Raw genomic sequence first — 21,809 nt, 5'->3', positions numbered from 1 at the left:
CCTAGTCGTCGGCGGGCGGGCGGGTGGAGTCGCGCAGGACGAGGCCGGGGGCGAAGACCCGGGTCTCGTGGACGTGGTCCGCGCGGGCCTCGATCTCGTCGAGCAGCATCTCCACGGCCGCCCGGCCGAGGTCCTCGACCGGCTGCCGGACCGTCGTGAGCGTGGTGGCGCCGAAGGTCGCGATGTCGAGGTCGCCGTAGCCGACCACCTGTACGTCCTCGGGGATGCGCGCGCCCCGGTCGGTCAGCCCGCGGCACAGGCCCGCGGCGAGGAAGTCGTTGGTGCAGAAGACCCCGTCGGGCAGTTCGCCGAGCCCGTGCGCGATCTGTGTGCCGTACGCGACGGTCATCCGCTCGGCGACGACCTGGTCCAGCCGCGCCTCGCGCCGGCTGCGCACGGCCTGCCGGGCGCCCTGGTAGCGGTCGGCGCACTGGCGTATGCCGCGCTCACCGTTGACGACGAGGATGTCGCGTGCCCCGCGGTCGAGGAGGTGCTGTACGGCGATCCGGCCGCCGGCGATGTCGTCGACGGAGGCCGAGCAGCCGTCCCGGTCGGGCATCGCCCGGTCGGCCAGGACGAGCGGGATGCCCCGCTCGCGCAGCCGGGCGAGCCGGCCCGGGTCCGCGCTGAGCGGCACGACGACGACGCCGACGGCCCGCTGCTCTACGAGCATGCTGAAGTAGCCCTGCTCCCGTTCCGGGGCGTCCGCGCTGTGGCAGAGGACGAGGGAGTAGCCGTGGTCGTAGGCCGCGTCCGCGGCGCCCCGGGCGATGCGCGCGTAGAAGGAGTTGGTCACGTCGGGCAGCACCAGGCCGATGGCCGAGGCGCGCCCGGTGCGCAGTCCGGCGGCTCCGGGGTGGGGGACGTAGTCGAGCGCGGCGACGGCCGTGCGGACGCGCTCGGCGGTCTGTGCGGTGACGCGCTCGGGCCGGTTGAGCACGTTCGACACGGTGGACACCGAGACGCCGGCGGCGGCCGCGACGTCCTGGATGCGGGCGGGGCGTGCCGGAATGGCGTCCACCCCCTCGCTGTTGCAGCCGTGCGACCAGGCACGACGGTGGCCTTCATGGGCGCCGCAAGTATAACGTGACCGGGCGTGAACGTTTTTTCCCGCCCGGTCGTCGTTGCCTGCGCATCAGGCGGAGGGCGCGCCGGTGAGGACCTCCACGCGGCCGGTGTCGAGCGAGTAGTAGGCGCTGACGACGGCCAGGTCGCCCTTCTTGACGAGCGGGGCGAGGTCCCTGTTGCTCCGCAGCTCGGCGGCCGTCTGCTTGATGTGGATCCGCACCATGGCGTCGACGGGGTCGGTGTGCTTCGTCCTGGCGGTCTCCCGGTAGGCCGGCCGCAGGGCGTCGGAGATCGCCTGGAGGTTGCCGGGCAGCTTCTTGCCGTCGCGCATCGCCTCGTAAGCCGCCTTGATCGCACCGCAGCGCTGGTGTCCGAGGACCACGATCAGCGGGGTGCCGGTGGTCATCGGCCCGTACTCCACGGAACCGACGACCACCGGTCCCACGACCTGCCCGCCCGTGCGCATCACGAACAGGTCGCCGAGGCCCGTGTCGAAGACGAGCTCCGGCGGGACGCGGGAGTCGATGCAGGAGAGGATGACGCCGTAGGGGTCCTGTGCCTCGGCGACGAACTCCCGCCGCTCCGGGTCACGGTCGGGGTGCTGGAGCTTTCCGTCCACCCAGCGCTTGTTGCCGTCCATCAGGCGTGCGAACGCCGCCCAGGGCGAGTCCGGTCGCGGGCCCGCCGCGGGCGAGGGAGAGGGGGACTTCGCCGCGCCCACAGCCGATGTCTTCCCCGCGTTCGAGGCGTCCGGGTTCGACGAACAGGCGGTGAGCATGGCCGCGGTGGCGGCCAGCCCGCCGGTGAGTATGGCCCTGCGCTGCGGTGTCCTCGCGGTACCCATGTGGCGGTCCCTTTCGGTCTCCGTCCTCCCTGGCGGGAGCGGTGATCCCACTGTCGCGGGAGGCCGGTCAGCGCTCGTACAGCGCTGATGCAGCGCAGGAGAAGTGCTGTTCCAAAACGCGGGGCGTGAGGACTTCGGACGCTGGGTGACCCTTGGTCACAGGGTCACGGTGGTGCGGTGTTCGTAGTCCGGCCCGTGTTCGGCGCAGTGTCCCTCCCCGCGGGGGCAGATCATCGAGTACTCGCTGACCCGGGTCCGGTGCACCCGCCACGGCGCGGGCGGCCGGACCTCCTCCGGGGCGAGGGGGCTCGCCGTGCCCACCGGGGCGCGGGAGTCGGAGCAGAAGACGGCGGCGCCGACGCTGCGGGTGGATCACGGTTACGCGCTGCACGCCGAGCGGATGGGGGCGGGCGGCCGCCTGGTGCGCGTGCCGCACGGGGACATGCACCCGACGGCCCACCCCCAGCTCGCCGTGCAGGTCGACCTGCTGGGCGACGTCTACCGATCGAACCGCGTCCCGGCGACGAGTACTTCCTGGACGGATTCGACCAGGTGGCCACTGCTAGATTGCGGCAGCTGGAGGCGGACACCGCCGACGGCTGGAGTGCGGAAAGGGGCTTTCTCCGGTGACCGGAACAGCCGAGGGAACCGGGTCGCGCATCCGGGTTCAGAAGCGCAAGTGGGCTCTGCCGGGAGGGGACGGGCCGCGGCTCGCGACCGAGTGGGACGCCCGGGTGCTGGGCACCGACGCATTCGGCACCTGGCTGTTCTGCGCCGAGGGCGAGACGCACCGCAGGAGCGACGGCCGGCCGCTGGTGGTGCCCAGCGACGGTGTGCAGCTCATGCCGGCCTCCGGCTGGTGGGCTGCGTGGTGGTGGCGAAAGGAGCACTGGATCGGCGTCGACATCTGCACCCCGCCCGTCCTCGACGCGGCCGGCTGGAGTTACGTCGACCTCGAACTCGACCTGGCCAGGCTCGCGGACGGCACCGTCCTGCTCGTGGACGAGGACGAGTTCGAGCAGGCCATCACCGAGTACCGGCTCCCGTCGGAGGTGATTACCGCGGCCCGTGCCGAGGCGGCCTCGTTGCGGGGCCGGCTGGCCGATGCCGCGGAGCCCGTGGTCGCCGCGGGCTGGCAGTGGCTGCAACTCGTCTGACACGACCGGCCACACCCGCGGACAGCGCCTCGGCCCGTACGACGGTCCGGGGCGGACGCGTCAGCGCTTCCCGAAGTACGGCTGCAGCCGGTTGCGGACGAGGGCCAGCGCCGACGCGATGGCCATGCGCATGTTCAAGTAGGCGTAGGCGCCGAGCCGTCCCCCGAAGAAGACCCCGCGCTCGTTCCGCGCGAGTTTGCGGTACCGAGCCACGACGGCGCGGCCCTGGGCCGTGTTGACCGGGTAGTACGGCTCGTCGCCGGGACCGGCGAAGCGGGAGTACTCCCGGACGATCACCGTCCGGTCCTTCGGGTGGTCACGCTCCGGGTGGAAGTGCGGGAACTCGTGGATGCGAGTGAACGGCACCTCCTCGTCGGTGGAGTTCATCACCGCCGTGCCCTGGAAGTCGCCGACCCCCAGTAGCTCCTGCTCGAAGTCCAGGATCCGCCACCCGAGCCGGCCCTCGCAGTACCCGAAGTACCGGTCGAGACGGCCGGTCTCGGCGGGCGGCTCTAGCGGACTCCTCCGCGAGTCCGCAGATCATCGCCCTCGCCTCCTCGGGGCCAGGCGGCGGCCGGCGTGGGCGCAGATCGTGCCGAGGTTCACGGACAGCGAGTAGACCGCCCCGCCCGCGGTGGCCCACACCGTGTGGCGGTAGGACGTGAACTCCGTGAACCGGTTCACGTACTGCCAGACCTGTTCGTTGGAGGTGTGGAAGACGTGCGAACCATGGCGGTGCACCTCGATGCCCGTCGTCGACTCGCGCTCGGAGCGGGCGTTGCCCCCGAGGTGCGGACGGCGCTCCAGGACGAGCACCCGCTTGCCGAGTCGGGTGGCCGCGCGTTCGCGACGGTCAGACCGTACAGGCCGGATCCGACCACGATCAGGTCGCACGGGGGAAGCTCATGGAAGCGCCCTCACCGGGTGGCGTCGGGGGTGCTCCACCGGGCCCAGGACAGGTTCCAGTCCCCGTCCCCGTTGTCGAGCGCCACCGGCTTGGACGGATTGATGACCTGGACCAGATCTCCCGGCGTCACGGTGGTGTAGAACCACTTCGCGTCGGAGGCGCTCAGGTGGACGCAGCCGTGGGAGTTGTCCACCCGGCCGATGGCCGCGTTGTCCCACGACGCGTCGTGGATGTACGTACCGGTCCACGTCAGGTGGACGTCCCAGAGGACCGGCAGGTCGTAGTAGTCGGGGCTTCCGGGAGTGCAGCTGAGGCCGACGCTGCACGAGGTCATCCGGATCTTCGCCTCCTTGTCCAGCACCACCAGGTAGCCGCCCCAGGTCCGGTAGTGCGCCCCGCCGCTCGATATCGGGAGTTTCCGGAGCAGTCGGCTACCTCGGTAGACCGCCATGCTCTGGGTGCCGGGATCGACGACGGCGTGCACGTCGGAGTCGACCGTGAAGGTGTGGGTGTAGTCGCCGGTCGCCCACAGGCCCTTCCCGGCGTTCACGCCATCGAGGTCGCCCGTCACGGTGATCTTGTCCCCCAGCGGCCAGTACGTTCGGGGACGGTAGTCGACACGCCGGTCGGTCACCCAGTGCCAGGCACCGGTGACGTGGTGGGTGTCGGTCACGGACAGTGCCTTCTGCAGGGCGGCCTCGTCGGTCACGGGCTTGGTGAAGACGACGACGACCGGCTGGGCGTCGCCCACCTGGGCCCCTGTGGCCGGGGTGATGGACTGCGCCGTGACGGTGCCGGACGGATCGATCGTCTCGATGTTCAGGCGCTTGGTCACCGATGTGCCGGCCGAGCCGGTGGCCGTCGCGGTGACCGTGTAGCGGGCGTCGAGACCGAGCGGGTGCGTCGGTCGCCACGTCCCGGTCGCCGTGTCGAGGGTGCCGTCGACAAGGGACCCGTTCGGGCGGGTGACCGCGACCTTGGTCAGTTTCGCGTGGGTGGCCGCGCAGTGAATGGGCTGATCCGGCTCGGCTCGGCCGGACGCGTCGCTGACCGGCTTGATCGTGATGTCGCCTGGCCGGGGCGACGCCGACGAGTTCGCGCTCGCTCCGCACCCGACCAGGGCGAGCACCGAGACCACCGCGAAGGCGGCAAGATACGCCATCTCCTTCATGGGCCGGCGTTTTTCCGGCGCCCGCCTCATTGTCGTCACGGAGTCTCCTCGTCGGCCGGCGTGTACGGCGTCACCCGTCAGCCTAGGGACCAACTGAACGCTCCCAGAAGGAAGCTGCCAAACCTTGACCCTTGAAAGGGACGCATCTGAGAAGTACCGCAACGATTCCCTACCAAGGACTTATGGCAATTTCACGCGGAAGGCGCGTAATAAGGAATCAAGGCAAGTCCAGGGGGGTTCAAGCATGATGGCTGTCGTATCTCGCGTCGGTCGCCCCAGACCATTCGGCAGGTTGGCCGCCGGTGCCCCGGCGCCGCAGCCGCGGTGCTCTTCGGTATCGCCCGCTCCGTCTTCCGTTGCGTACCGCGTTCGACCGGCTCGTACACCGGCGCCCGCTGCCCTGGTGGCTGCGCCGTCTCCTCACCCCGGGTGTGCGGCCTCGGCCTCAGCGCGGTCATGGTGCTCGCGGCCGTGGGAGGTGTCCTCCTGGCAGCCACACCCGGGGTGGCCGACGCGGAGGCCCGGGTGCGCGCGCAACCCGTCGCCCACGCAGTGAGCGACACCGACGCCCCCACGCCCCCGAAGGTCGCCGCGGCGCTGGTGGCCACAGAGGACGCGCGTTTGCTGGCACAACCCCGGCATCGACCCTGTCGGTGTGCTGCGCGCCCTGGTGGAGTGGGCACGCGGCCACGGAGGCGACGCAGGAGGAGCCACCCTCGTGCAGCAACTCGCGAGGATGCTCTACACCTACGGGCAACGCACCCGCCGCGACCAGCTGGAGCAGGTCGCGCTGGCCGTCAAGCTCGCTCACGCCTATCCCAAGAGCGAGATCCTGCGGATGTACCTGTCGACCGCGTACTTCGGCCAGGACTGCCCTCCACCCCCTCCCCCCCCCCCCCGCCGTTGGGCGTCTGAGGCGGGGCCCTTCGGCGGTTCAGTCGGCCGGCCCGACGCCGGAGTCTCCCGCTGTGAAACGGGTGCCGCGCAGCAGCAGTCGTCTGGCAGGGCATTCCACACCCTCGTACAAGGCCCAGGACAGCCCCAGCGCCACGGTGAACGCGACGGCCGTGGCGGTCAGCGCCGGCAGCACGCCGAGATGCGGGGATGTGCCGAGCAGGTCGGTGCCCATCCGCAGGACAAGCAGGTGAATCATGTAGAAGGCGAAGGAGAGTTCACCCAGCCGCACCAGCCTTCGGTGCCGCCACAGCGAGGGAAGGCCCCGCAGGTCGGCGACGGCCGCCGCCGGGATGAGCAGGGCGAATCCCATGATGGTGCAGGTTGCGGCCGGGTATCCGCCGGGGACGTGGGGGACGAGGAAGTAGCCGATGATCGCCACCGCGAGCGAGGCCTCCAGGCCGGGCCCGCGCCACCGGCCGAGCAGCACCATACGGGCGACAGCGGCACCGAGGACGAACTCGGGCAGGCGGGCCGCGGGGAAGGAGTAGAGCGGCTGGCCCAGCCAGTGCTGCGCGTCCGCCCAGGCCAGGACCAGCACGGCCAGCACCGACGCCCCGGCCAGGGCGGCGGACCCCCGGGCGCCCATGCGGCGCAGCGGGAGCGCCAGCAGCGGGAAGACGGCGTAGAAGAAGGCCTCGCAGGCCAGCGACCAGCTGACGGGGTCCAGCGTCTGCCACCAAGGGCGCCACCAGGAGTGCAGCAGCAGCACATTGGCCAGTGCCTGGGCCGGCGTGGGCTCCGTCTGACGGGCCAGGGTGAGTCCCATGAGCAGCGCGACCGCGGCGGTGGCGAGGTGGACCGGGTAGATCCGGGCGATGCGCCGCCACCAGAACGCCGGCGCGCGGTCACCGGGCCGTGCGGACCACATCAGGACGAAGCCCGAGAGGATGAAGAAGAACGACACCCCGGTGGCCCCGGCCCCGAACCCCCACGTCGCGATGTGCTGGCCGGTGCCCCCGAAGTAGCCGAGATTGCGTACGTGCAGCCCGAAGACCAGCAGCGCGGCCATCCATCGCAGTCCCGTGAGTGACGGCAGGGAGGGCACCGGAGTCGTGGGGGCGGCCCCGGCCGTGTTCGCTGCGGCGGGCAGGGTCCCGGTCGCCCCGGTCGCGGCCGCCGTCACGTCCCCCGCCGAGGGGTGTGCATATGAGACATGAACGTGAGCCTTGCCCGATCGCCCTCTTTCATTCGGGGCTCGTGGGGAGCATCACATCGGCGTGGCGTGATGTGGGGCGAATCAGGAACCCCGGGCCTCTGATTTCCGGCCATGGCTCGGGCCCACGTTATCCAACAGGAGACCACCCTCCTGTCGAGGGAACGGAATAAGCGGCAAAAGAAGTCGTCAAAAACTCGGCCAGCTTTCGCTGGTGCTGTATTGCCGGCTAGGTGCGCTGTGATGAGCGTTCCCCGGAATCGGCGTACCGGATGCTGAGCCTACCGACGGCGTGAGACACCCGGGGGAGGGCGTCTCAGGCCAGCAGCCCGCCCTCCGGCGCCGCGACCGTCAGGTGGACGCAGTGGGTCCACCTGACGGAGAAGTACGGCAACTGGCGGGGTGTCTACAACCGGCGGCGGATGTGGGCCGTCGATGGCATCCGGGAGCGGGTGTTCACCACGCTGGTGGCCCAAGCCGATGCGGAGGAGGACTTCAACCGGGCGGGCCTCCGTCGACTCCACGAGGCCCACCAGCACGCGGCCGGGGCCTGCAGAGGGCCCCGGCCGGCGAACCGGACGACCACGCCATCGGTCGGTCCCGCGGCGGACTGACCACATGGATCCGCCTCGCTGCCGATGCCCGCTGCATCACCGCCGGACAGGCCGGCGACGCACCTGCCTCACCGACGTCATGGCCCGCCTACGCGTTCCCCATCGGCGAGGACGCCCCACAGCGGAGCCACCGGCTCCGTCGGGGCAGCCGAGGCAGCAGACCCCGGCCTTCGACCGCGAGACCCACAAGCAGCGCAACACCCTCGAGCGGTGCTGGTCCGCCCGGTGATCCGAACAAAACTGCCCGGGGGCCCAGGAGCTTGCGCGGTGGCGGGGCCTCGCCCGGCGTGAGCCGCGTGCTGCCCGTCAGGGCTGGGCCGTGCTCGTCGCCGCCGTGCTCGGGGCCTGCGGACCGCTGCTTCCGAAGCGGATGCCCTTGGCCTCCTTGCCGATCGCGCTCAGCACGATCACCACGGCCAGGGTGGGCACGACGGTCCACGCCATCGCCGACGGGTACCCGTGGCGCTCGGCGAGGGCCTCCTGGATCGGCAGGTTGAGCGCGGCGATCAGGTTGCCGAGCTGGTACGTGACGCCCGGGTAGAAGCCCCTGACGGCGTCCGGGCTCATCTCGGTCAGATGGGCCGGGATGACGCCCCAGGCTCCCTGTACGCACACCTGCATCAGGAAGGACGAGAGCATCAACCAGCCGGTGGTGCTGGACAGGACGAAGAACGGCACCACGACCAGGCCACCCGCCGCCGCGATCATGATCGTGCGGCGGCGGCCCAGCCGCTCGGAGTACGCGCCCAGCACCACACCACCGATGATGGCGCCGATGTTGTAGACCACGGCGATCGCGATCGAGGTGTTCGCCGACAGGCCCAGGCCCTTCTTGACGAAGGTCGGGTAGATGTCCTGGGTGCCGTGCGACATCCAGTTGAACGCGGTCATCAGCGCGACCAGGTAGACGAAGCGCCGCAGCACCGCGGGGTCCTTGAACACCTTGTACGCCGGGGTGCGGTTGAGCTGGACGCTCTTCTCCCACACCTCGCTCTCCTTCACCCGGCTGCGCACCCACAGCGACACCAGGGCGGGCAGCAGGCTGAACGCGAACAGTCCCCGCCAGCCGAATACGGGCTCGACGACGAAGAAGGCCACGGCGGCCAGCAGATAGCCCAGCGAGTAGCCGCTCTGCAGCAGGCCCGACCAGAAGCCGCGCCTGGCGGCCGGGATCTTCTCCATGGCGAGCGCCGCGCCCAGGCCCCACTCGCCGCCCATCCCGATGCCGTACAGCAGCCGCAGCACCAGCAACACGGCGTAGTTGGGGGCGAAGGCACACGCGAAACCTACGACCGAGTAGAAGACGACGTCGACCATGAGCGGTATGCGGCGGCCACGGCGATCCGCCCACATACCGAACAGCAGCGCACCGACCGGCCGCATCACCAGCGTCGCCGTGGTCAGGAAGGCCATATCGGTGAGAGAGACGTGAAAATCGTCGGCTATCTCGCTGTAGACGAGGACTACCAGGAAATAGTCGAACGCGTCCATCATCCAGCCCAAATAGGCGGCGACAAAGGCGTTTCGCTGGTCCTTGGTAAGACCCGTTGCCTGTTCTCTGACGGTCGTCAGCATTACGGCCTCCCGCAGTTCGCAGCCGAGGTTAGGCTCGGACTGCGGAGTGGACAACGGAAAATGAGCAAAGCGCGGTCCAGGATTGGACCAAGTGGCGACGCCGCCTTTTCGATTCGGCCCTGTCAGTCGCCGGGGGCGCAGCGGTACAGCGTCGGGGCCGTGGCGGAGTCCGTGCCGCCGTAGGCGGAGGCCGGCACGCGCGTGCAGGCGGACTGGACCCAGTCGGTGATCCGGTCGGCGTCCGTCGTCCCCTTGCCACCGCCGAACACGGCGCGCGTGCCTCGGCCGCCGCCCAGCAGTACGAACCGGAGCTTGCCGGCGTCGACCAGGTGCCGGAACCCCGCCTCGGTCGGGAAGGGCACGCTGCCGCTGAAGCCGCCGAGCGGCAGGACGTGAGCGCCGGTGGCGAGGATGTACGGGGAGGCGGTGCTCCAGCTGGTGGTGGCGAAGACGTATGCGGCCGAGTCCTGGCGCGCGGTGGTGTAGTCGAGCAACTCGCGCTGGGACGCGGTGAGTCGGCCGTTCAGGCCGAACCCGCCGAACCCGCCGAACCCGCCGGTGCCACGCGTGCCACCCGTGCCGGGCATGCCGCCGAAGCCGTCCGTGCCCCCACGGGTGGCCTGGTGGTCGGCGGTCGCCCTGTTGCCGAACGTCGCCTGATAGCCGCGCCCCGTCCCGCCGCCCCAGGGCAGTCGGCCCGTCCGCACCGCCGCCGACCGCACCAGGCCCTGCCCGCCGCTCCTGCCGGAGGGACCGACCGAGCCCATACCGGTGCTGCCGTAGGCGGGGTTGAAGACCTGCACGGCCCACGCGCTCGGCGCGATCAGGACCGCCGCGAGGGACGCCGCGAGCCCGGCGAGGGCGAGCCGCCCCACGGTCGGAGCGCGTCCGGGACGGGCCCGCGCCAACAGGACGAGGGCGGCGAGACCGAGCACACCCACCGCGGGCGCCAGCCACGGCAGGAACGACGGGAACGCGGCGGCGAGATACGCACTCCACGCCGCCGTGGCGGCCACCGCGCCGGGCAGCACCCAGGCACGGCGGCCGCCTGCCCGGTAGGCGCCCCACAGCAGTGCGATCCCAGCACCGGTGAGCGCGGCGAGCGGTACCGCGACGATGCCCATGTAGTACGTGTGGCCGCCGACGCTGCCCGCGCTGAAGACAAGGAAGTACGTGGCCAGCCAGGTGCCCCACAGGACGAATCCGGAGCGGATCCGGTCGGTGCGCGGTGTGCCCCGGCGCCAGAGCAGTCCGCACACGACGGCGACGGCGGCGATCGGGTAGAGCCAGCCGGTCTGCGAGGCGAGCGACGCGCCGAACATCTTCGACCAGCCGTCCTGGCCACCGCCCCATCCGCCGCGACCGCCACCCTCACCGGCCCGCTGCGCTCCGGCCCATGCCTTCGGGACGTCGGACCTGCCGCCGTGGTCCTCACGGTCTCCGCTGCCGCCGTACCGGCCGCCGCCGCTGCCCGCCCCTCCGGCTCCCCCTCCTTGCGTCGCGCTCACGCTGCCCGTGGAGGCCGCGCTGATGCCGAGCGAGGAGAACCGGTTCAGGAAGTTGTAGCCGACCACCATGCTGACCGCGGAGTTGTCGGTGGTGCCGTCCACATAGGGCCGGTCCTGGGCCGGGGTCAGGGTGACCGCGAGGATCCAGGACGCCGAGACGGCGGTCATGACCAGGGTGGACACGCCGAGGTGCACCAGCCGCCTGCGCAGCGGGAGCGGCGCCGACAGGAGGTGGACCAGGGCGAGCGCGGGCAGCACCGCCCACGCCTCCAGCATCTTGGCCTGGAAGCCGAGGCCCACCCACACACCGGCGAGCAGCAGCGGGCGCAGCCGGCCGCTCTGGGCGGCGCGTTGGGTGGCGTCGGCCGCCAGCAGCATGCAGAGGGTGAAGGCGGGGTCCTCGACCGCGGTGCGGAAGAGCCCCACGGCCACCGGCGTCAGCAGGAACGCCGTGGCGGCGACCAGTGCCGCGTTGACACCGGCCCAGCGGCGCACCGCCCGATACAGCACCAGCACGCTCGCCACGCCCTCGAGGACCTGGGGCAGGGTCAGTGCCCACGGGTGGAACCCGAAGATCCGGGCCGAGAGCGCCTGGGGCCACAGGAATCCCGGCAATTTGTCGAGCGTGATGGAGTTTCCGGGGTCGAATGAGCCGTAGAAAAAGGCCTTCCAGCTCTCGGTCATGCTGCGGACGGCGTTCGCGTAGAAGGTGTGGTACTCGCTGTGGTTGATCCCCCATGCGTAGAGCACGGCGGCGAGCACGGTGACGACGATCAGCGCTGGGCGTGCATAACCGGGTTCACCCTCAGGGGATCTCCAGGGAGGGCGACGTCCGGTACCGGAAGGGGGTGTTGCGGCGAGCACTGTCGTAGCCATGGAGAACAGTCTTCGGCACCGCGTCGGCCGGTTATGCCGTACGAACCCTGTTCAAGAGAATTCTCATGAGATTCAGGATGATTCTTGAAATACGCATGGTCTGCGCCAGGGGTTTCACGGTGGTTTCGGAGCCCGTTTCCTCGGCGGCGCGACAGCTCCGGACGCCGCGGCGTCGAGAAGACGGCGGAACGTGGGGCACTCCAGGTGGCTCGGCGCCGGGCACGCGGCGGCATGCCGCAGGGAGTCACGCAGGACACCCAGTTCACGGATCCTCTGGTCGAGTTCGTCCGCCTTGGCCGCCAGCCTCTGCCGGTCGATCCGCGGCCGTCCGTCCGGCGCGAACATGTGCGCGATCTCGTCGAGCGAGAACCCGGCCGTTCGCCCCAGCGCTATCAGCGCCAGCCGCTCCAGTACGCCGGGGTCGTACTGCCGGCGCAGGCCCCGCCGGCCCGTCGAGGAGATCAGCCCCTTCTCCTCGTAATAGCGCAGTGTGGAGGCCGGAACCCCGGCACGGTGCGCCACTTCGGCGATGTCCAGCTCTGTCATTGCCTTGACCTCAAGTCGACTTGAAGTAGAACGCTGTCATCCCGGTACGCCGAAGGCAACCAGAAGGAGAGACTCATGGACGCTGCGCGCAGGGCCGGCGACGAGCAGGCAGCACGCTGGAAGGGGCGCGCCGGTCACGCCTGGGGTGATCTGAAGGGGGTGCTGGACGAGATGTTCCGGCCCTTCGAGGAGCTCCTCGTCGATGCCGTCGCGGCCGAACAGGCGAGGCAGGTACTCGAGGTGGGCTGCGGCACGGGCGGCATCACGCTGGCCGTCGCGCGACGCCTCGGCCCGGCCGGCCGCTGTGTCGGCATCGACATCTCGGAACCGATGATCTCCACCGCCCGGGAGTACGCCGAACAGGAGGCCGTACCGGCGTCCTTCATCTGCGACGACGCGCAGGACCACGCCTTCGATCCCGGCACCTTCGACGCCGTCATCTCGCGGTTCGGCGTCATGTTCTTCCGCGATTCCGTACGGGCCTTCGCCAACCTCCGGCGCGCCGCCCGGGACGAGGCCGCGCTCCGGTTCGTCGTCTGGCGCGATCCGTCCGAGAACCCGTTCATGACGACGGCCCAGCGCGCCGCGGCACCCCTGCTCCCGGAGCTGCCCGTCCCCAGGCCGGACGAGCCGGGACAGTTCGCCTTCGCGGACCCGGACAAGGTCCGGCGCATCCTGACGGAGAGCGGCTGGGCCGCGATCGACATCCGGCCGGTCGACGTGGTCTGCACCCTGCCCGAGAAGGAACTGGTCCGCTACTTCACCCGGCTCGGTGCGCTCGGCATGTACCTGCCCGAGGTGGACGAGAAGACCCGCGCCCGGGTCGTCGAGACGGTCCGTGCCGCCTTCGATCCCTTCGTGCACGGCTCGGAAGTCCGCTTCACCGCGGCCTGTTGGACGGTCGGCGCCCGAGCCTCGACAGCGAAATTTTCGTGACGCCCGGCCCCCTTTCGTGAGCGCGGGCGCCCGCCGCATAGTGAGATCACGATGACGCAGAAGAGAGCACTGGTGGTCCGGGGCGGCTGGGAGGGGCACCAGCCGGTCGAGGCGACGGAACTGTTCCTGCCCTTCCTGCGGAGCAACGGATACGCCGTCCGGGTCGAGGAGTCGACCGACGTCTACGCCGACGCGGCCGAGATGGCCGGCACCGACCTGATCGTGCAGTGCGTGACGATGTCGGAGATCACGCGCGAGCAGCTCGCGGGACTGAGCTCCGCGGTCGTCGCCGGTACCGGGTTCACCGGCTGGCACGGCGGCATCGCCGACTCGTTCCGCGCCTCCTCCGACTATCTCCACCTGGTCGGAGGGCAGTTCGCCACGCACCCGGGCAAGGAGCCGTGCGAACGCCGGGGCGGGCCGGAGGACAACTTCCTGCCGCACACCATCACCCTCACCGAGGCCGGCCGCGAGCACCCCGTCACCGCGGGCATCGAGGACTTCGAGCTGGACACCGAGCAGTACTGGGTGCTCCACGACGACCTCGTCGACGTCCTGGCCACCACCAAGCACCCCACCCGGCCGTGGGAGCCCTGGCACCGGCCGGTCACCTCACCGGCGGTCTGGACCCGCCGGTGGGGCGCCGGGCGGATCGTGGTGACGACACCGGGGCACAGCGTCGACGTGCTGGAGAACCCCAACGTCCGCACCATCATCGAGAGGGGCATGCTGTGGGCGACGCGCACCGCATCGGCGTCGTAGGGCTCGGCGTCATCTCCCGCGCGTACCTGGACACGCTCGTCGGCCGTTCCGCCGTGCGGGTGACCGCGGTCGCCGACCTCGACGCCGCCCGGTCGGCAGCGGTCGCCGCCGAACTGCCCGGCGTCCGGGCGCTGGCCGTGGAGGAGCTGCTGAGCAGCCCGGACGTGGACACGGTGCTGAACCTCACCACCCCCGGGGCGCACGCCGCGATCGCCCTCGGGGCCATCGGCCACGGCAAGAACGTCTACGGGGAGAAGCCGCTCGCCGCCACGCTCGCCGACGCCCACGCCGTCATGGCGGCCGCCGCTCGGGCGGGTGTCGGCGTGGGGTGCGCGCCGGACACCGTGCTGGGCACCGGGGTCCAGACGGCGCGGGCGGCCGTGGCGGCGGGGCGCATCGGACGCCCCCTGTTCGCCTCGGCCGTGATGGTCACACCGGGCCACGAACGCTGGCACCCGCACCCCGACTTCTACTACGCCGAGGGCGGCGGCCCCCTGCTGGACATGGGGCCGTACTACCTCGCGTCCCTGATCCATCTGCTGGGTCCGGTGCGGGCCGTGACGGGGGCGTCCAGCCGGCTGCGCGCCGAGCGGGTCATCGGTTCCGGTCCGCGCACGGGCGAGCGGATACCGGTGGAGGTGGACAGCCATGTCTCCGGTGTGCTGGAGCACGTGGGCGGGACGCTGACGACGATCACGACGAGCTTCGACGGGGTGGCCACCACGGCGTCCCCGATCGAGGTGCACGGCGAGGCGGGGACCCTCGCCGTCCCGGATCCGAACCGCTTCGACGGCGACGTACGGCTCTTCGGACTCGGCGACACCCGGTGGCGCACGCTTCCGCCGTCCGCGGGCTACGTCGACGGGACACGCGGAGTCGGGCTGCTCGACTTCATCGCCGCCGACGGGCAGCGGGCACCGCGCGCGAACGGCGAACTCGCCCTGCACGTGCTGGAGACGATGACCGCGTTGCTGCGTTCGTCGGCCGAGGGGCGGCGGATCGAGCTGACGACCTCGGCGCGGCCGCCCGCTGCCGTCCCGCTGACGGCCGCCGAGGAATGGGGAGGCCAGGCCGCCCCCAGCCCCGCGTGACCCGGCGATGTCACGGCGGTCAGTCCACGGGCCAGGTGTGCGCGGGTGCGTTCATGTGCATGTAGTCCATGTACGTCCTGGTCATCTGCCGCAGCGCCGCACGCCGGTCGGAGACGCCGGCCTTCTCCAGATGATGGACCGTCTCCGCCTGCCACAGGGCGCCGTTGCGGGCGGTGACACAGCGCTGCTCCACGATGCCCAGCAGGGGTTCGCGCCAGGCCGCGTCCATGCCGGCCAGCTCCAGACCCCGGTGGGCCAGCGGCAGCAGACGCCGCAACACCAGTTCCGTGACCGGCACTTCACCCACGCCGGGCCAGTACAGGCGGGCGTCGATGCCGTCGCGGGCCGCGGTGTGCATGTTCTCCTCGGCGACCGCGAAGGACATGCGCGTCCACACCGGCCGGTCCTCGTCGACGAGGGCCCGGGTGAGGCCGTAGTAGAAGGCGCCGTTGGCGATGATGTCGGCCACGGTGGGACCGGCGGGCAGCACCCGGTTCTCGATGCGCAGATGCGGCCCGCTCTCGGTGACGGCGTAGACGGGGCGGTTCCAGCGGTAGATCGTGCCGTTGTGCAGGGTCAGTTCGCCCAGTTGCGGAGCGCCGCCGCGATCGAGCACCTGCTGCGGGTCCTCGTCCTCGCACAGCGGCAGCAGGGCCGGGAAGTAGCGCACGTTCTCCTCGAAGAGATCGAAGACGCTGGTGATCCAGCGCTCCCCGAACCACACCCGTGGCCGTACGCCCTGGGCCTTGATCTCCTCGGGGCGGGTGTCGGTGGCCTGCTCGAACAGGGGGATGCGGGTCTCGCGCCACAGCTCCTTGCCGAACAGGAAGGGCGAGTTCGCCGCGAGGGCGATCTGCACGCCCGCGATGGCCTGGGCCGCGTTCCAGTAGTCCGCGAACTGCTTGGGGGCGACCTGGAGATGGAACTGGGTACTGGTGCAGGCGGCCTCGGGAGTGATGGTGTCGGCGTACGTCGACAGGCGCTCCACGCCGTCGACCCTGATCCGCAGGTCCTCGCCCCGCGCCGCGAAGATCTGCTCGTTGAGCAGCCGGTACCGCGGGTCACCGGAGAGGGCGGCCTCGCTGACGTCCGCCTCGTCCAGGGTGGGCAGGATGCCGACCATGATCAGGTGCGCGCCGACGGCCGCGGCGCGGTCCTCGGCGTGGTTCAGGGCGTCCCGGATCGTCTGCTCCCAGGCGCCGGGGCCGCCGGTCGTCAGCTCCCTCGGCGGGATGTCGATCTCCAGGTTGAAGCGGCCCAGCTCGCTCGACCAGGCGGGGTCGGCGATCGCCTGGAGCACGTCGGTGTTGCGCATCGCGGGCAGCCCGTGGTCGTCCACCAGGTTGAGCTCGATCTCCAGCCCGACCCGGGGCCGCTCGCTCTCGAAGCTGGACTCGCGCAGCATCCGCGCCAGCACTTCGAGGTCGGTGTGCATCTTGGCCCGGTACCGACGGCGGTCCTCCCGCGTGAACACCAGGGCCGGCACGTCACGTCCCATGTACGCTCCCGAGTTCCCTCGGCGAATGACTCTCGTCCCAGCGTCGCACCTTGTCGTGGCGCCCGCACCCACCTAGCCTGAGTTTGTGCCGCAAATAAACAAATCCCGAACGCACAGTGCCGTGCCGGGCAACGGCAACTCCCTCACCGGACTCCGCACAGCGATCACCGTCTTCTTCGCCCTCGACGGCTTCGTCTTCGCCGGCTGGGTGGTCCGCATCCCCGCCATCAAGGAACAGACCGACGCCTCCGCCAGCGCCCTGGGCCTCGCTCTCCTGGGCGTCTCCGCCGGAGCCGTCGTCACCATGATCCTCACCGGCCGCCTGTGCCGCCGCTACGGCAACCACCGGGTCACGGTCGTCTGCGCCGTCCTGCTCTCCCTCAGCGTCGCCCTGCCCCCGCTGACCCACTCGGCCCTCGCGCTCGGCCTCGTCCTGCTGGTCTTCGGCGCCGCGTACGGCGGGATCAACGTCGCCTTCAACAGCGCCGCCGTGGACCTCGTGGCCGCGATGCGGCGGCCGATCATGCCGAGCTTCCACGCCGCGTTCAGCCTGGGCGGCATGCTCGGGGCGGGGCTGGGCGCCCTGGTCGCGGGTTCCCTCTCCCCCACCCGGCACCTGCTGCTGCTCACCGTCGTCGGACTGCTCGTGACCGCCGTGGCGGCCCCCACACTGCTCCGGCACGAGCCACCGGTGCCGACGGAACGGGAACGGCCGGCAAAGGACGCCCCGCGCCGCCTGGACGGCCGCACCCGGGGACTGGTGCTCGTCTTCGGTCTCATCGCCGGCTGCACCGCGTACGGCGAGGGGGCACTCGCCGACTGGGGCGCCCTGCACCTCGAAGAGGACCTGGACGCCTCGCCGGGTGCCGCGGCCCTCGGCTACTCCTGCTTCGCGCTCGCCATGACGGTGGGCCGTCTGACCGGCACCACGCTCCTGGAGCGTCTGGGGCAGACCCGGACCGTCGTGGCGGGTGGCGCAACAGCGGCGGCCGGGATGCTGCTCGGCTCGCTCGCCCCCGCCCTGTGGGCGGCCCTGCTGGGATACGCGGTCACGGGCATCGGCCTCGCGAACCTCTTCCCCGTGGCCGTGGAACGCGCGGGCGCGCTCGCCGGCCCCAGCGGAGTCGCCACGGCCTCCACACTGGGTTACGGCGGCATGCTGATGGGGCCGCCCGCCATCGGGTTCATGGCGGACTGGTTCTCCCTCCCGGCCGCGCTCACCAGCGTGGCGATCCTCGCCGCCGTGGCAGCGGCCATCGGTTTCGCGACGCGTCGCGCCGCAGCACGCTGATCCGGCTCGACGGCATCGCCACCTTTCCACAGCCAGGTGATCCGTACCCCGGCATCGGGGTACCCGGGGCCTCGCCCGTTGTGATCACCGGGCCGTACGCCATGGACAAGGAGGCAGACCCGTGACCGATCAACAGCACCCCGGCGAGCAGCACCCCACCCCGGAGTTTCCCTCCCAGGACCAGCCGCACCCGGGCTGGACCGGGCCCATGGACCCGCCCCCGGACCACGGTGAGGAGTCCTACCGGGGCAGCGGCCGGCTGGCCGACCGCAAGGCCCTGATCACCGGCGGGGACTCCGGGATCGGCCGCGCGGTCGCCCTGGCGTTCGCCCGGGAGGGAGCCGACGTGCTCTTCACCCACCTGGACGACGAGAAGGACGACGCCGCCGAGACCGCCCGCCTGGTCGAGGAGGCCGGGCGGCGTGCCGTGCCCGTCTCCTGCGACGTACGGGAGGAGGAGAACTGCCGGGCGCTGATCGACCGTGCCGTCGCGGAGTTCGGCAGGATCGACGTCCTGGTGAACAACGCGGCGTACCAGATGTCGCAGCCCGAGGGCATCGAGGCGATCTCCACCGAGCAGTTCGACCGGGTGCTGCGCACCAACCTGTACGGCATGTTCTGGCTGTGCAAGCTGGCCCTGCCGCACATCCCGGAGGGCGGCAGCATCATCAACTCCACGTCCGTGCAGGCCTACAAGCCCAGTCCGCATCTGCTGGACTACGCGACGACCAAGGGCGCGATCGTCACCTTCACGCAGGGGCTGGCGCAGATGCTGATCGACAAGGGCATCCGCGTCAACGCCGTGGCGCCCGGCCCGGTGTGGACGCCGCTCATCCCGGCGACGATGCCGGACACCCAGAAGTTCGGCAAGCAGGCACCCATCGGGCGGCCCGCACAGCCCGCCGAGATGGCACCGGCGTACGTCTTCCTCGCCTCCCAGGAGGCGTCGTACATCACCGCCGAGATCGTCAACGCCACGGGCGGCACACCGCTGCCGTAGCGCCCCGGCGAAAATTCCGGGGCCTGGAGTGCGCTCCATACGGCAGACTCGCGCCATGGAGACCGCCGAGTTCCTTCGAGCGCTGGAGACAGAGGGCCGGTTGCTGGCCGCGGCCGCCGAGGAGGCCGGGACCGACGCGAAGGTGCCGACGTGCCCGGAGTGGCACGTGCGCGATCTGCTGCGGCACACGGGTGCGGTGCACCGCTGGGCCGCGTCGTACGTCACCGAGCGGTACACCGAGCGCCGTCCACTGGGTGACGCCCCGGACCTAGACGGCGCGGAGCTCGTGGCCTGGTACCGCGACAGCCACCGCCGCCTCGTCGGCACGCTGGCCGCCGCCGCACCGGATGTGGAGTGCTGGTCCTTCCTGCCCGCGCCGTCCGCGCTGGCCTTCTGGACCCGGCGGCAGGCACACGAGACGGCGGTGCACCGGGTCGACGCGGAGTCCGCACGCGGGACCGGCGTCACCGCCGTCACCCCGGACTTCGCGACCGACGGCATCGACGAACTGCTGCGCGGCTTCCACGCCCGCGCCAGGAGCCGGGTCCGCACCCCCGAGCCGCGCGTCCTGCACGTGCGCACCGACGACACCGGCGCGGTGTGGACCGTACGGCTGTCACCCGAGCCGCCGGTGACCACGCCGGGCGCGTCCGGGGACGCCGAGTGCGAACTGTCCGGCCCGGCCGAGCAGTTGTACCTGGCACTGTGGAACCGGGCTCCTCTGCCGTCGGTCACGGGCGACCAGGCGCTCGCCGAGCTGTGGCGGGAGACCTCAGGGATCTGACCGGGCCGGGGCCTGTCGCTCGGGAGGCCCTAGCCGTCCGCCAGCATCCGCGCCAGCACCGCACGCTGCACGGGCAGCAGCTCACCGTGCAGCGAGCGCCCCTTCGCCGTGAGAGCGACGCGGACGCCCCGCCGGTCCTCGGGACACATGCAGCGCTCGACGAGCCCTTCCTTCTCCAGCCGGGCGATCAGCCGCGAGAGCGCGCTCTGACTGAGATGGACCCGCTCGGAGATCTCCTGGACGCGGTAGGAGGGAGTGCCCTTCGCCGCCCGGCATCCGGCGAGGACGTCGAGCACCTCGAAGTCGCTGGCGCACAGGCCGTGTTCGTGCAGAACCCGGTCGAGTTCACACTGTGTGCGCGCATGCAGCGCCAGAATGTCGCGCCACTGTTCCACGAGCGCCTGCTCGGCCTGCTTCGCCGCCATGCGCCGCACCGTAACAGAGAACCGGGATTGTTGCACCTGAATTAAATGCGCTTGCATCTCATGCATACGCATGTAATCTCTCGGGCATGACCTCTCCGCTCACCTCTCCCACGTCCGAAGGACGGTGGACTCCCCGGCTGTGGGGCACCCTGCTGGTGCTCTGCGCCGCGATGTTCCTGGACGCCCTGGACGTGTCCATGGTCGGCGTGGCGCTGCCCTCCATCGGTGCCGACCTCGGCCTGTCGACCTCGGCCCTGCAATGGATCGTCAGCGGCTACATCCTGGGCTACGGGGGCCTGCTGCTCCTCGGCGGACGCGCCGCCGACCTGCTGGGCCGGCGCCAGGTCTTCCTGGTGGCGCTGGGCGTCTTCGCACTGGCCTCGCTGCTCGGCGGTCTCGTCGACTCCGGACCGCTGCTCATCGCCAGCCGCTTCGTCAAGGGCCTGAGCGCGGCCTTCACGGCCCCCGCCGGCCTGTCGATCATCACCACGACGTTCCCCGAAGGCCCGTTGCGCAACCGCGCCCTGGCTATCTACACCACCTGCGGCGCCACGGGCTACTCGATGGGCCTGGTCTTCTCCGGCCTGCTCACGGAGGCCAGCTGGCGGCTCACGATGCTCCTGCCCGCTCCCATCGCGCTGATCGCCCTGCTCGTGGGCCTGAAGCTGCTGCCGCGCACCGAGCGCGAGCGCGGCAAGGGCGGCTACGACATCCCCGGCGCCGTCCTCGGCACCGCCTCGATGCTGCTGCTCGTCTTCACCGTCGTCGAGGCTCCCGAGGTGGGCTGGGGATCGGCCCGGACCATCCTGTCCTTCGCCGCCGTCGCCGTCCTGCTGGCCGCCTTCGTCGCCGTCGAGCGGCGCAGCCCGAGCCCGCTGATCCGGCTCGGCGTGCTGCGTTCTGGGCCGCAAGTGCGGGCCCAGCTGGGCGCGTTGACGTTCGTCGGCAGCTACATCGGCTTCCAGTTCCTGGTGACCCTTTACATGCAGCAGCTGCTCGGCTGGTCGGCGCTGCACACGGCCCTGGCCTTCCTGCCGGCGGGCGCGCTGGTGGCCCTGTCCGCGACGAAGGTGGGCGCCGTCATCGACCGGTTCGGCACGGCCCGGCTGATGGTGCTGGGCTTCGCCCTGATGGTGACCGGCTACGTGCTGTTCCTGCGCATCGACCTCGACCCGGTCTACGCGGCGGTGATCCTGCCCACGATGCTGCTGGTCGGCTCCGGCTTCGCGCTGACCTTCCCGTCCCTCAACGTCCAGGCCACCAACGGCGTCGACGAGCACGAGCAGGGCATGGTCTCCGGCCTGCTCAACACCTCGGTCCAGGTGGGCGGCGCGATCTTCCTCGCCGTGGTGACGGCGGTGGTGACCGCGAACTCCCCCGAGGGCGGCGATCCCTCCCCGCAGGCGGTCCTCGACAGCTACCGGCCCGGACTGCTGGTCGTGACGCTCATCGCCCTCGCCGGCCTGCTGATCACCCTCACGGGCCTGAAGACCCGGCGGGAACAGCCGTCCGTCGTGGTCGCCAAGTCCACCCCGCAGGACAAGGCCACCCCGAAGGAGGCGGAGCGCGTCGCCGTGCGCGACTAGGGGGAACGCCTCCGAGTGTGCCCGGCGGGACACCTTGCCCGCCGGGCACACTGCTGTTTG

At 71.1% G+C, this 21,809-nt stretch carries 20 protein-coding genes and 1 pseudogene; 9 read left to right on the top strand and 12 right to left on the bottom strand.

Annotation, left to right across the window (positions count from 1 at the left end):
• Position 1: 1 nt before the first annotated feature.
• The 3 genes from SCNRRL3882_RS36660 to SCNRRL3882_RS40925 all read right to left on the bottom strand — a co-directional run bounded on the left by SCNRRL3882_RS36660 (position 2) and on the right by SCNRRL3882_RS40925 (position 2,233).
• Positions 2-1,021, bottom strand: coding sequence for a LacI family DNA-binding transcriptional regulator (locus SCNRRL3882_RS36660; protein WP_010037678.1), 1,020 nt, complete (start codon positions 1,019-1,021; stop codon positions 2-4).
• 114 nt (positions 1,022-1,135) lie between these two features.
• Positions 1,136-1,912 carry a carbonic anhydrase gene (locus tag SCNRRL3882_RS36655; protein ID WP_010037676.1) on the bottom strand — a complete coding sequence of 259 codons (777 nt, stop codon included), beginning with the start codon at positions 1,910-1,912 and terminating at the stop codon, positions 1,136-1,138.
• A 156-nt stretch (positions 1,913-2,068) separates the two neighbouring features.
• The gene (locus tag SCNRRL3882_RS40925) at positions 2,069-2,233 is read right to left on the bottom strand and encodes a hypothetical protein (protein WP_158688399.1); all 165 of its coding nucleotides are present in this window, start codon (positions 2,231-2,233) and stop codon (positions 2,069-2,071) included.
• A gap of 305 nt (positions 2,234-2,538) precedes the next feature.
• Here SCNRRL3882_RS40925 and SCNRRL3882_RS36645 point away from each other — a divergent pair, with 305 nt between their 5' ends.
• Positions 2,539-3,069 (top strand): DUF402 domain-containing protein, encoded by a 531-nt coding sequence (locus SCNRRL3882_RS36645; protein WP_010037674.1) that lies wholly within the window; start codon positions 2,539-2,541, stop codon positions 3,067-3,069.
• 60 nt (positions 3,070-3,129) lie between these two features.
• On the opposite strand, the gene SCNRRL3882_RS42025 is transcribed toward SCNRRL3882_RS36645, so the two are convergent.
• From SCNRRL3882_RS42025 to SCNRRL3882_RS36635, 3 genes are all read right to left on the bottom strand, one after another.
• Positions 3,130-3,510 (bottom strand): UDP-galactopyranose mutase, encoded by a 381-nt coding sequence (locus tag SCNRRL3882_RS42025; RefSeq protein ID WP_231911260.1) that lies wholly within the window; start codon positions 3,508-3,510, stop codon positions 3,130-3,132.
• Positions 3,511-3,609: 99 nt separating this feature from the next.
• Positions 3,610-3,963, bottom strand: a complete 354-nt coding sequence (locus tag SCNRRL3882_RS42020) for an NAD(P)-binding protein (RefSeq protein ID WP_231911199.1) — start codon at positions 3,961-3,963, stop codon at positions 3,610-3,612.
• Between the two features lie 23 nt (positions 3,964-3,986).
• Positions 3,987-5,138 carry a L,D-transpeptidase gene (locus SCNRRL3882_RS36635; RefSeq protein WP_159399459.1) on the bottom strand — a complete coding sequence of 384 codons (1,152 nt, stop codon included), beginning with the start codon at positions 5,136-5,138 and terminating at the stop codon, positions 3,987-3,989.
• Between the two features lie 646 nt (positions 5,139-5,784).
• On the opposite strand from SCNRRL3882_RS36635, the pseudogene SCNRRL3882_RS42690 reads away from it, so the two are divergent.
• Positions 5,785-6,006 (top strand): annotated as a pseudogene (locus SCNRRL3882_RS42690) (transglycosylase domain-containing protein); the annotation flags it as partial.
• A gap of 75 nt (positions 6,007-6,081) precedes the next feature.
• Here SCNRRL3882_RS42690 and SCNRRL3882_RS36625 read toward each other — a convergent pair.
• From SCNRRL3882_RS36625 to SCNRRL3882_RS36605, 4 genes are all read right to left on the bottom strand, one after another.
• Entirely contained in the window at positions 6,082-7,113 is a 1,032-nt protein-coding gene (locus tag SCNRRL3882_RS36625) for an acyltransferase family protein (protein WP_231911198.1), read from the bottom strand.
• Between the two features lie 1,064 nt (positions 7,114-8,177).
• Positions 8,178-9,446, bottom strand: coding sequence for an MFS transporter (locus SCNRRL3882_RS36615; RefSeq protein WP_029181010.1), 1,269 nt, complete (start codon positions 9,444-9,446; stop codon positions 8,178-8,180).
• 122 nt (positions 9,447-9,568) lie between these two features.
• Entirely contained in the window at positions 9,569-11,830 is a 2,262-nt protein-coding gene (locus SCNRRL3882_RS36610) for an ArnT family glycosyltransferase (protein ID WP_078602786.1), read from the bottom strand.
• 114 nt (positions 11,831-11,944) lie between these two features.
• Positions 11,945-12,376, bottom strand: a complete 432-nt coding sequence (locus tag SCNRRL3882_RS36605) for a helix-turn-helix domain-containing protein (protein WP_010037654.1) — start codon at positions 12,374-12,376, stop codon at positions 11,945-11,947.
• A gap of 75 nt (positions 12,377-12,451) precedes the next feature.
• Here SCNRRL3882_RS36605 and SCNRRL3882_RS36600 point away from each other — a divergent pair, with 75 nt between their 5' ends.
• The 3 genes from SCNRRL3882_RS36600 to SCNRRL3882_RS36590 are packed head-to-tail and all read left to right on the top strand — an operon-like array spanning position 12,452 to position 15,165.
• Positions 12,452-13,312: a class I SAM-dependent methyltransferase gene (locus SCNRRL3882_RS36600; protein ID WP_010037652.1), complete on the top strand. Its 861-nt coding sequence runs from the start codon at positions 12,452-12,454 to the stop codon at positions 13,310-13,312.
• A gap of 51 nt (positions 13,313-13,363) precedes the next feature.
• On the top strand, positions 13,364-14,074 hold the full coding sequence (locus SCNRRL3882_RS36595) for a ThuA domain-containing protein (protein ID WP_010037650.1): 711 nt from the start codon (positions 13,364-13,366) through the stop codon (positions 14,072-14,074).
• The gene (locus tag SCNRRL3882_RS36590) at positions 14,044-15,165 is read left to right on the top strand and encodes a Gfo/Idh/MocA family protein (RefSeq protein ID WP_010037649.1); all 1,122 of its coding nucleotides are present in this window, start codon (positions 14,044-14,046) and stop codon (positions 15,163-15,165) included. Before SCNRRL3882_RS36595 ends, SCNRRL3882_RS36590 begins: the two co-directional genes overlap by 31 nt.
• A 19-nt stretch (positions 15,166-15,184) precedes the next feature.
• Here the strand turns inward: SCNRRL3882_RS36590 and SCNRRL3882_RS36585 are convergent, their stop codons facing one another.
• Entirely contained in the window at positions 15,185-16,663 is a 1,479-nt protein-coding gene (locus tag SCNRRL3882_RS36585) for a hypothetical protein (protein ID WP_010037647.1), read from the bottom strand.
• A 121-nt stretch (positions 16,664-16,784) separates the two neighbouring features.
• Here SCNRRL3882_RS36585 and SCNRRL3882_RS36580 point away from each other — a divergent pair, with 121 nt between their 5' ends.
• The 3 genes from SCNRRL3882_RS36580 (at position 16,785) to SCNRRL3882_RS36570 (ending at position 19,738) form a co-directional block, all read left to right on the top strand.
• Complete coding sequence (locus tag SCNRRL3882_RS36580; protein ID WP_010037645.1) at positions 16,785-17,954, top strand: MFS transporter; 1,170 nt, start codon at positions 16,785-16,787, stop codon at positions 17,952-17,954.
• Between the two features lie 121 nt (positions 17,955-18,075).
• On the top strand, positions 18,076-18,954 hold the full coding sequence (locus tag SCNRRL3882_RS36575) for an SDR family oxidoreductase (RefSeq protein ID WP_010037644.1): 879 nt from the start codon (positions 18,076-18,078) through the stop codon (positions 18,952-18,954).
• Between the two features lie 55 nt (positions 18,955-19,009).
• Positions 19,010-19,738 (top strand): maleylpyruvate isomerase family mycothiol-dependent enzyme, encoded by a 729-nt coding sequence (locus SCNRRL3882_RS36570; protein WP_010037643.1) that lies wholly within the window; start codon positions 19,010-19,012, stop codon positions 19,736-19,738.
• Between the two features lie 29 nt (positions 19,739-19,767).
• Here SCNRRL3882_RS36570 and SCNRRL3882_RS36565 read toward each other — a convergent pair whose 3' ends face one another.
• On the bottom strand, positions 19,768-20,163 hold the full coding sequence (locus tag SCNRRL3882_RS36565) for a MarR family winged helix-turn-helix transcriptional regulator (RefSeq protein ID WP_010037642.1): 396 nt from the start codon (positions 20,161-20,163) through the stop codon (positions 19,768-19,770).
• Between the two features lie 86 nt (positions 20,164-20,249).
• Between SCNRRL3882_RS36565 and SCNRRL3882_RS36560 the strand changes: the two genes are divergently transcribed.
• Positions 20,250-21,749 (top strand): MFS transporter, encoded by a 1,500-nt coding sequence (locus SCNRRL3882_RS36560; protein WP_010037639.1) that lies wholly within the window; start codon positions 20,250-20,252, stop codon positions 21,747-21,749.
• Positions 21,750-21,809 lie beyond the last annotated feature (60 nt).

The organism is Streptomyces chartreusis NRRL 3882, from assembly GCF_900236475.1.
Lineage (GTDB): Bacteria > Actinomycetota > Actinomycetes > Streptomycetales > Streptomycetaceae > Streptomyces > Streptomyces chartreusis_D.
Note: the sequence above shows the minus strand (reverse complement) of the source record. Positions and strands in the feature narration are given on the sequence as shown.

Bases quoted from the DNA above. Each gene is read 5' to 3' on its own strand.
- SCNRRL3882_RS36655 (WP_010037676.1), bottom strand. From the start codon at position 1,912: ATGGGTACCGCGAGGACACCGCAGCGCAGGGCCATACTCACCGGCGGG.
- SCNRRL3882_RS36635 (WP_159399459.1), bottom strand. From the start codon at position 5,138: ATGGCGTATCTTGCCGCCTTCGCGGTGGTCTCGGTGCTCGCCCTGGTC.
- SCNRRL3882_RS36625 (WP_231911198.1), bottom strand. From the start codon at position 7,113: ATGGCCGCGCTGCTGGTCTTCGGGCTGCACGTACGCAATCTCGGCTAC.
- SCNRRL3882_RS36615 (WP_029181010.1), bottom strand. From the start codon at position 9,446: ATGCTGACGACCGTCAGAGAACAGGCAACGGGTCTTACCAAGGACCAG.
- SCNRRL3882_RS36610 (WP_078602786.1), bottom strand. From the start codon at position 11,830: ATGGCTACGACAGTGCTCGCCGCAACACCCCCTTCCGGTACCGGACGT.
- SCNRRL3882_RS36605 (WP_010037654.1), bottom strand. From the start codon at position 12,376: ATGACAGAGCTGGACATCGCCGAAGTGGCGCACCGTGCCGGGGTTCCG.
- SCNRRL3882_RS36600 (WP_010037652.1), top strand. From the start codon at position 12,452: ATGGACGCTGCGCGCAGGGCCGGCGACGAGCAGGCAGCACGCTGGAAG.
- SCNRRL3882_RS36595 (WP_010037650.1), top strand. From the start codon at position 13,364: ATGACGCAGAAGAGAGCACTGGTGGTCCGGGGCGGCTGGGAGGGGCAC.
- SCNRRL3882_RS36585 (WP_010037647.1), bottom strand. From the start codon at position 16,663: ATGGGACGTGACGTGCCGGCCCTGGTGTTCACGCGGGAGGACCGCCGT.
- SCNRRL3882_RS36570 (WP_010037643.1), top strand. From the start codon at position 19,010: ATGGAGACCGCCGAGTTCCTTCGAGCGCTGGAGACAGAGGGCCGGTTG.
- SCNRRL3882_RS36565 (WP_010037642.1), bottom strand. From the start codon at position 20,163: ATGGCGGCGAAGCAGGCCGAGCAGGCGCTCGTGGAACAGTGGCGCGAC.
- SCNRRL3882_RS36560 (WP_010037639.1), top strand. From the start codon at position 20,250: ATGACCTCTCCGCTCACCTCTCCCACGTCCGAAGGACGGTGGACTCCC.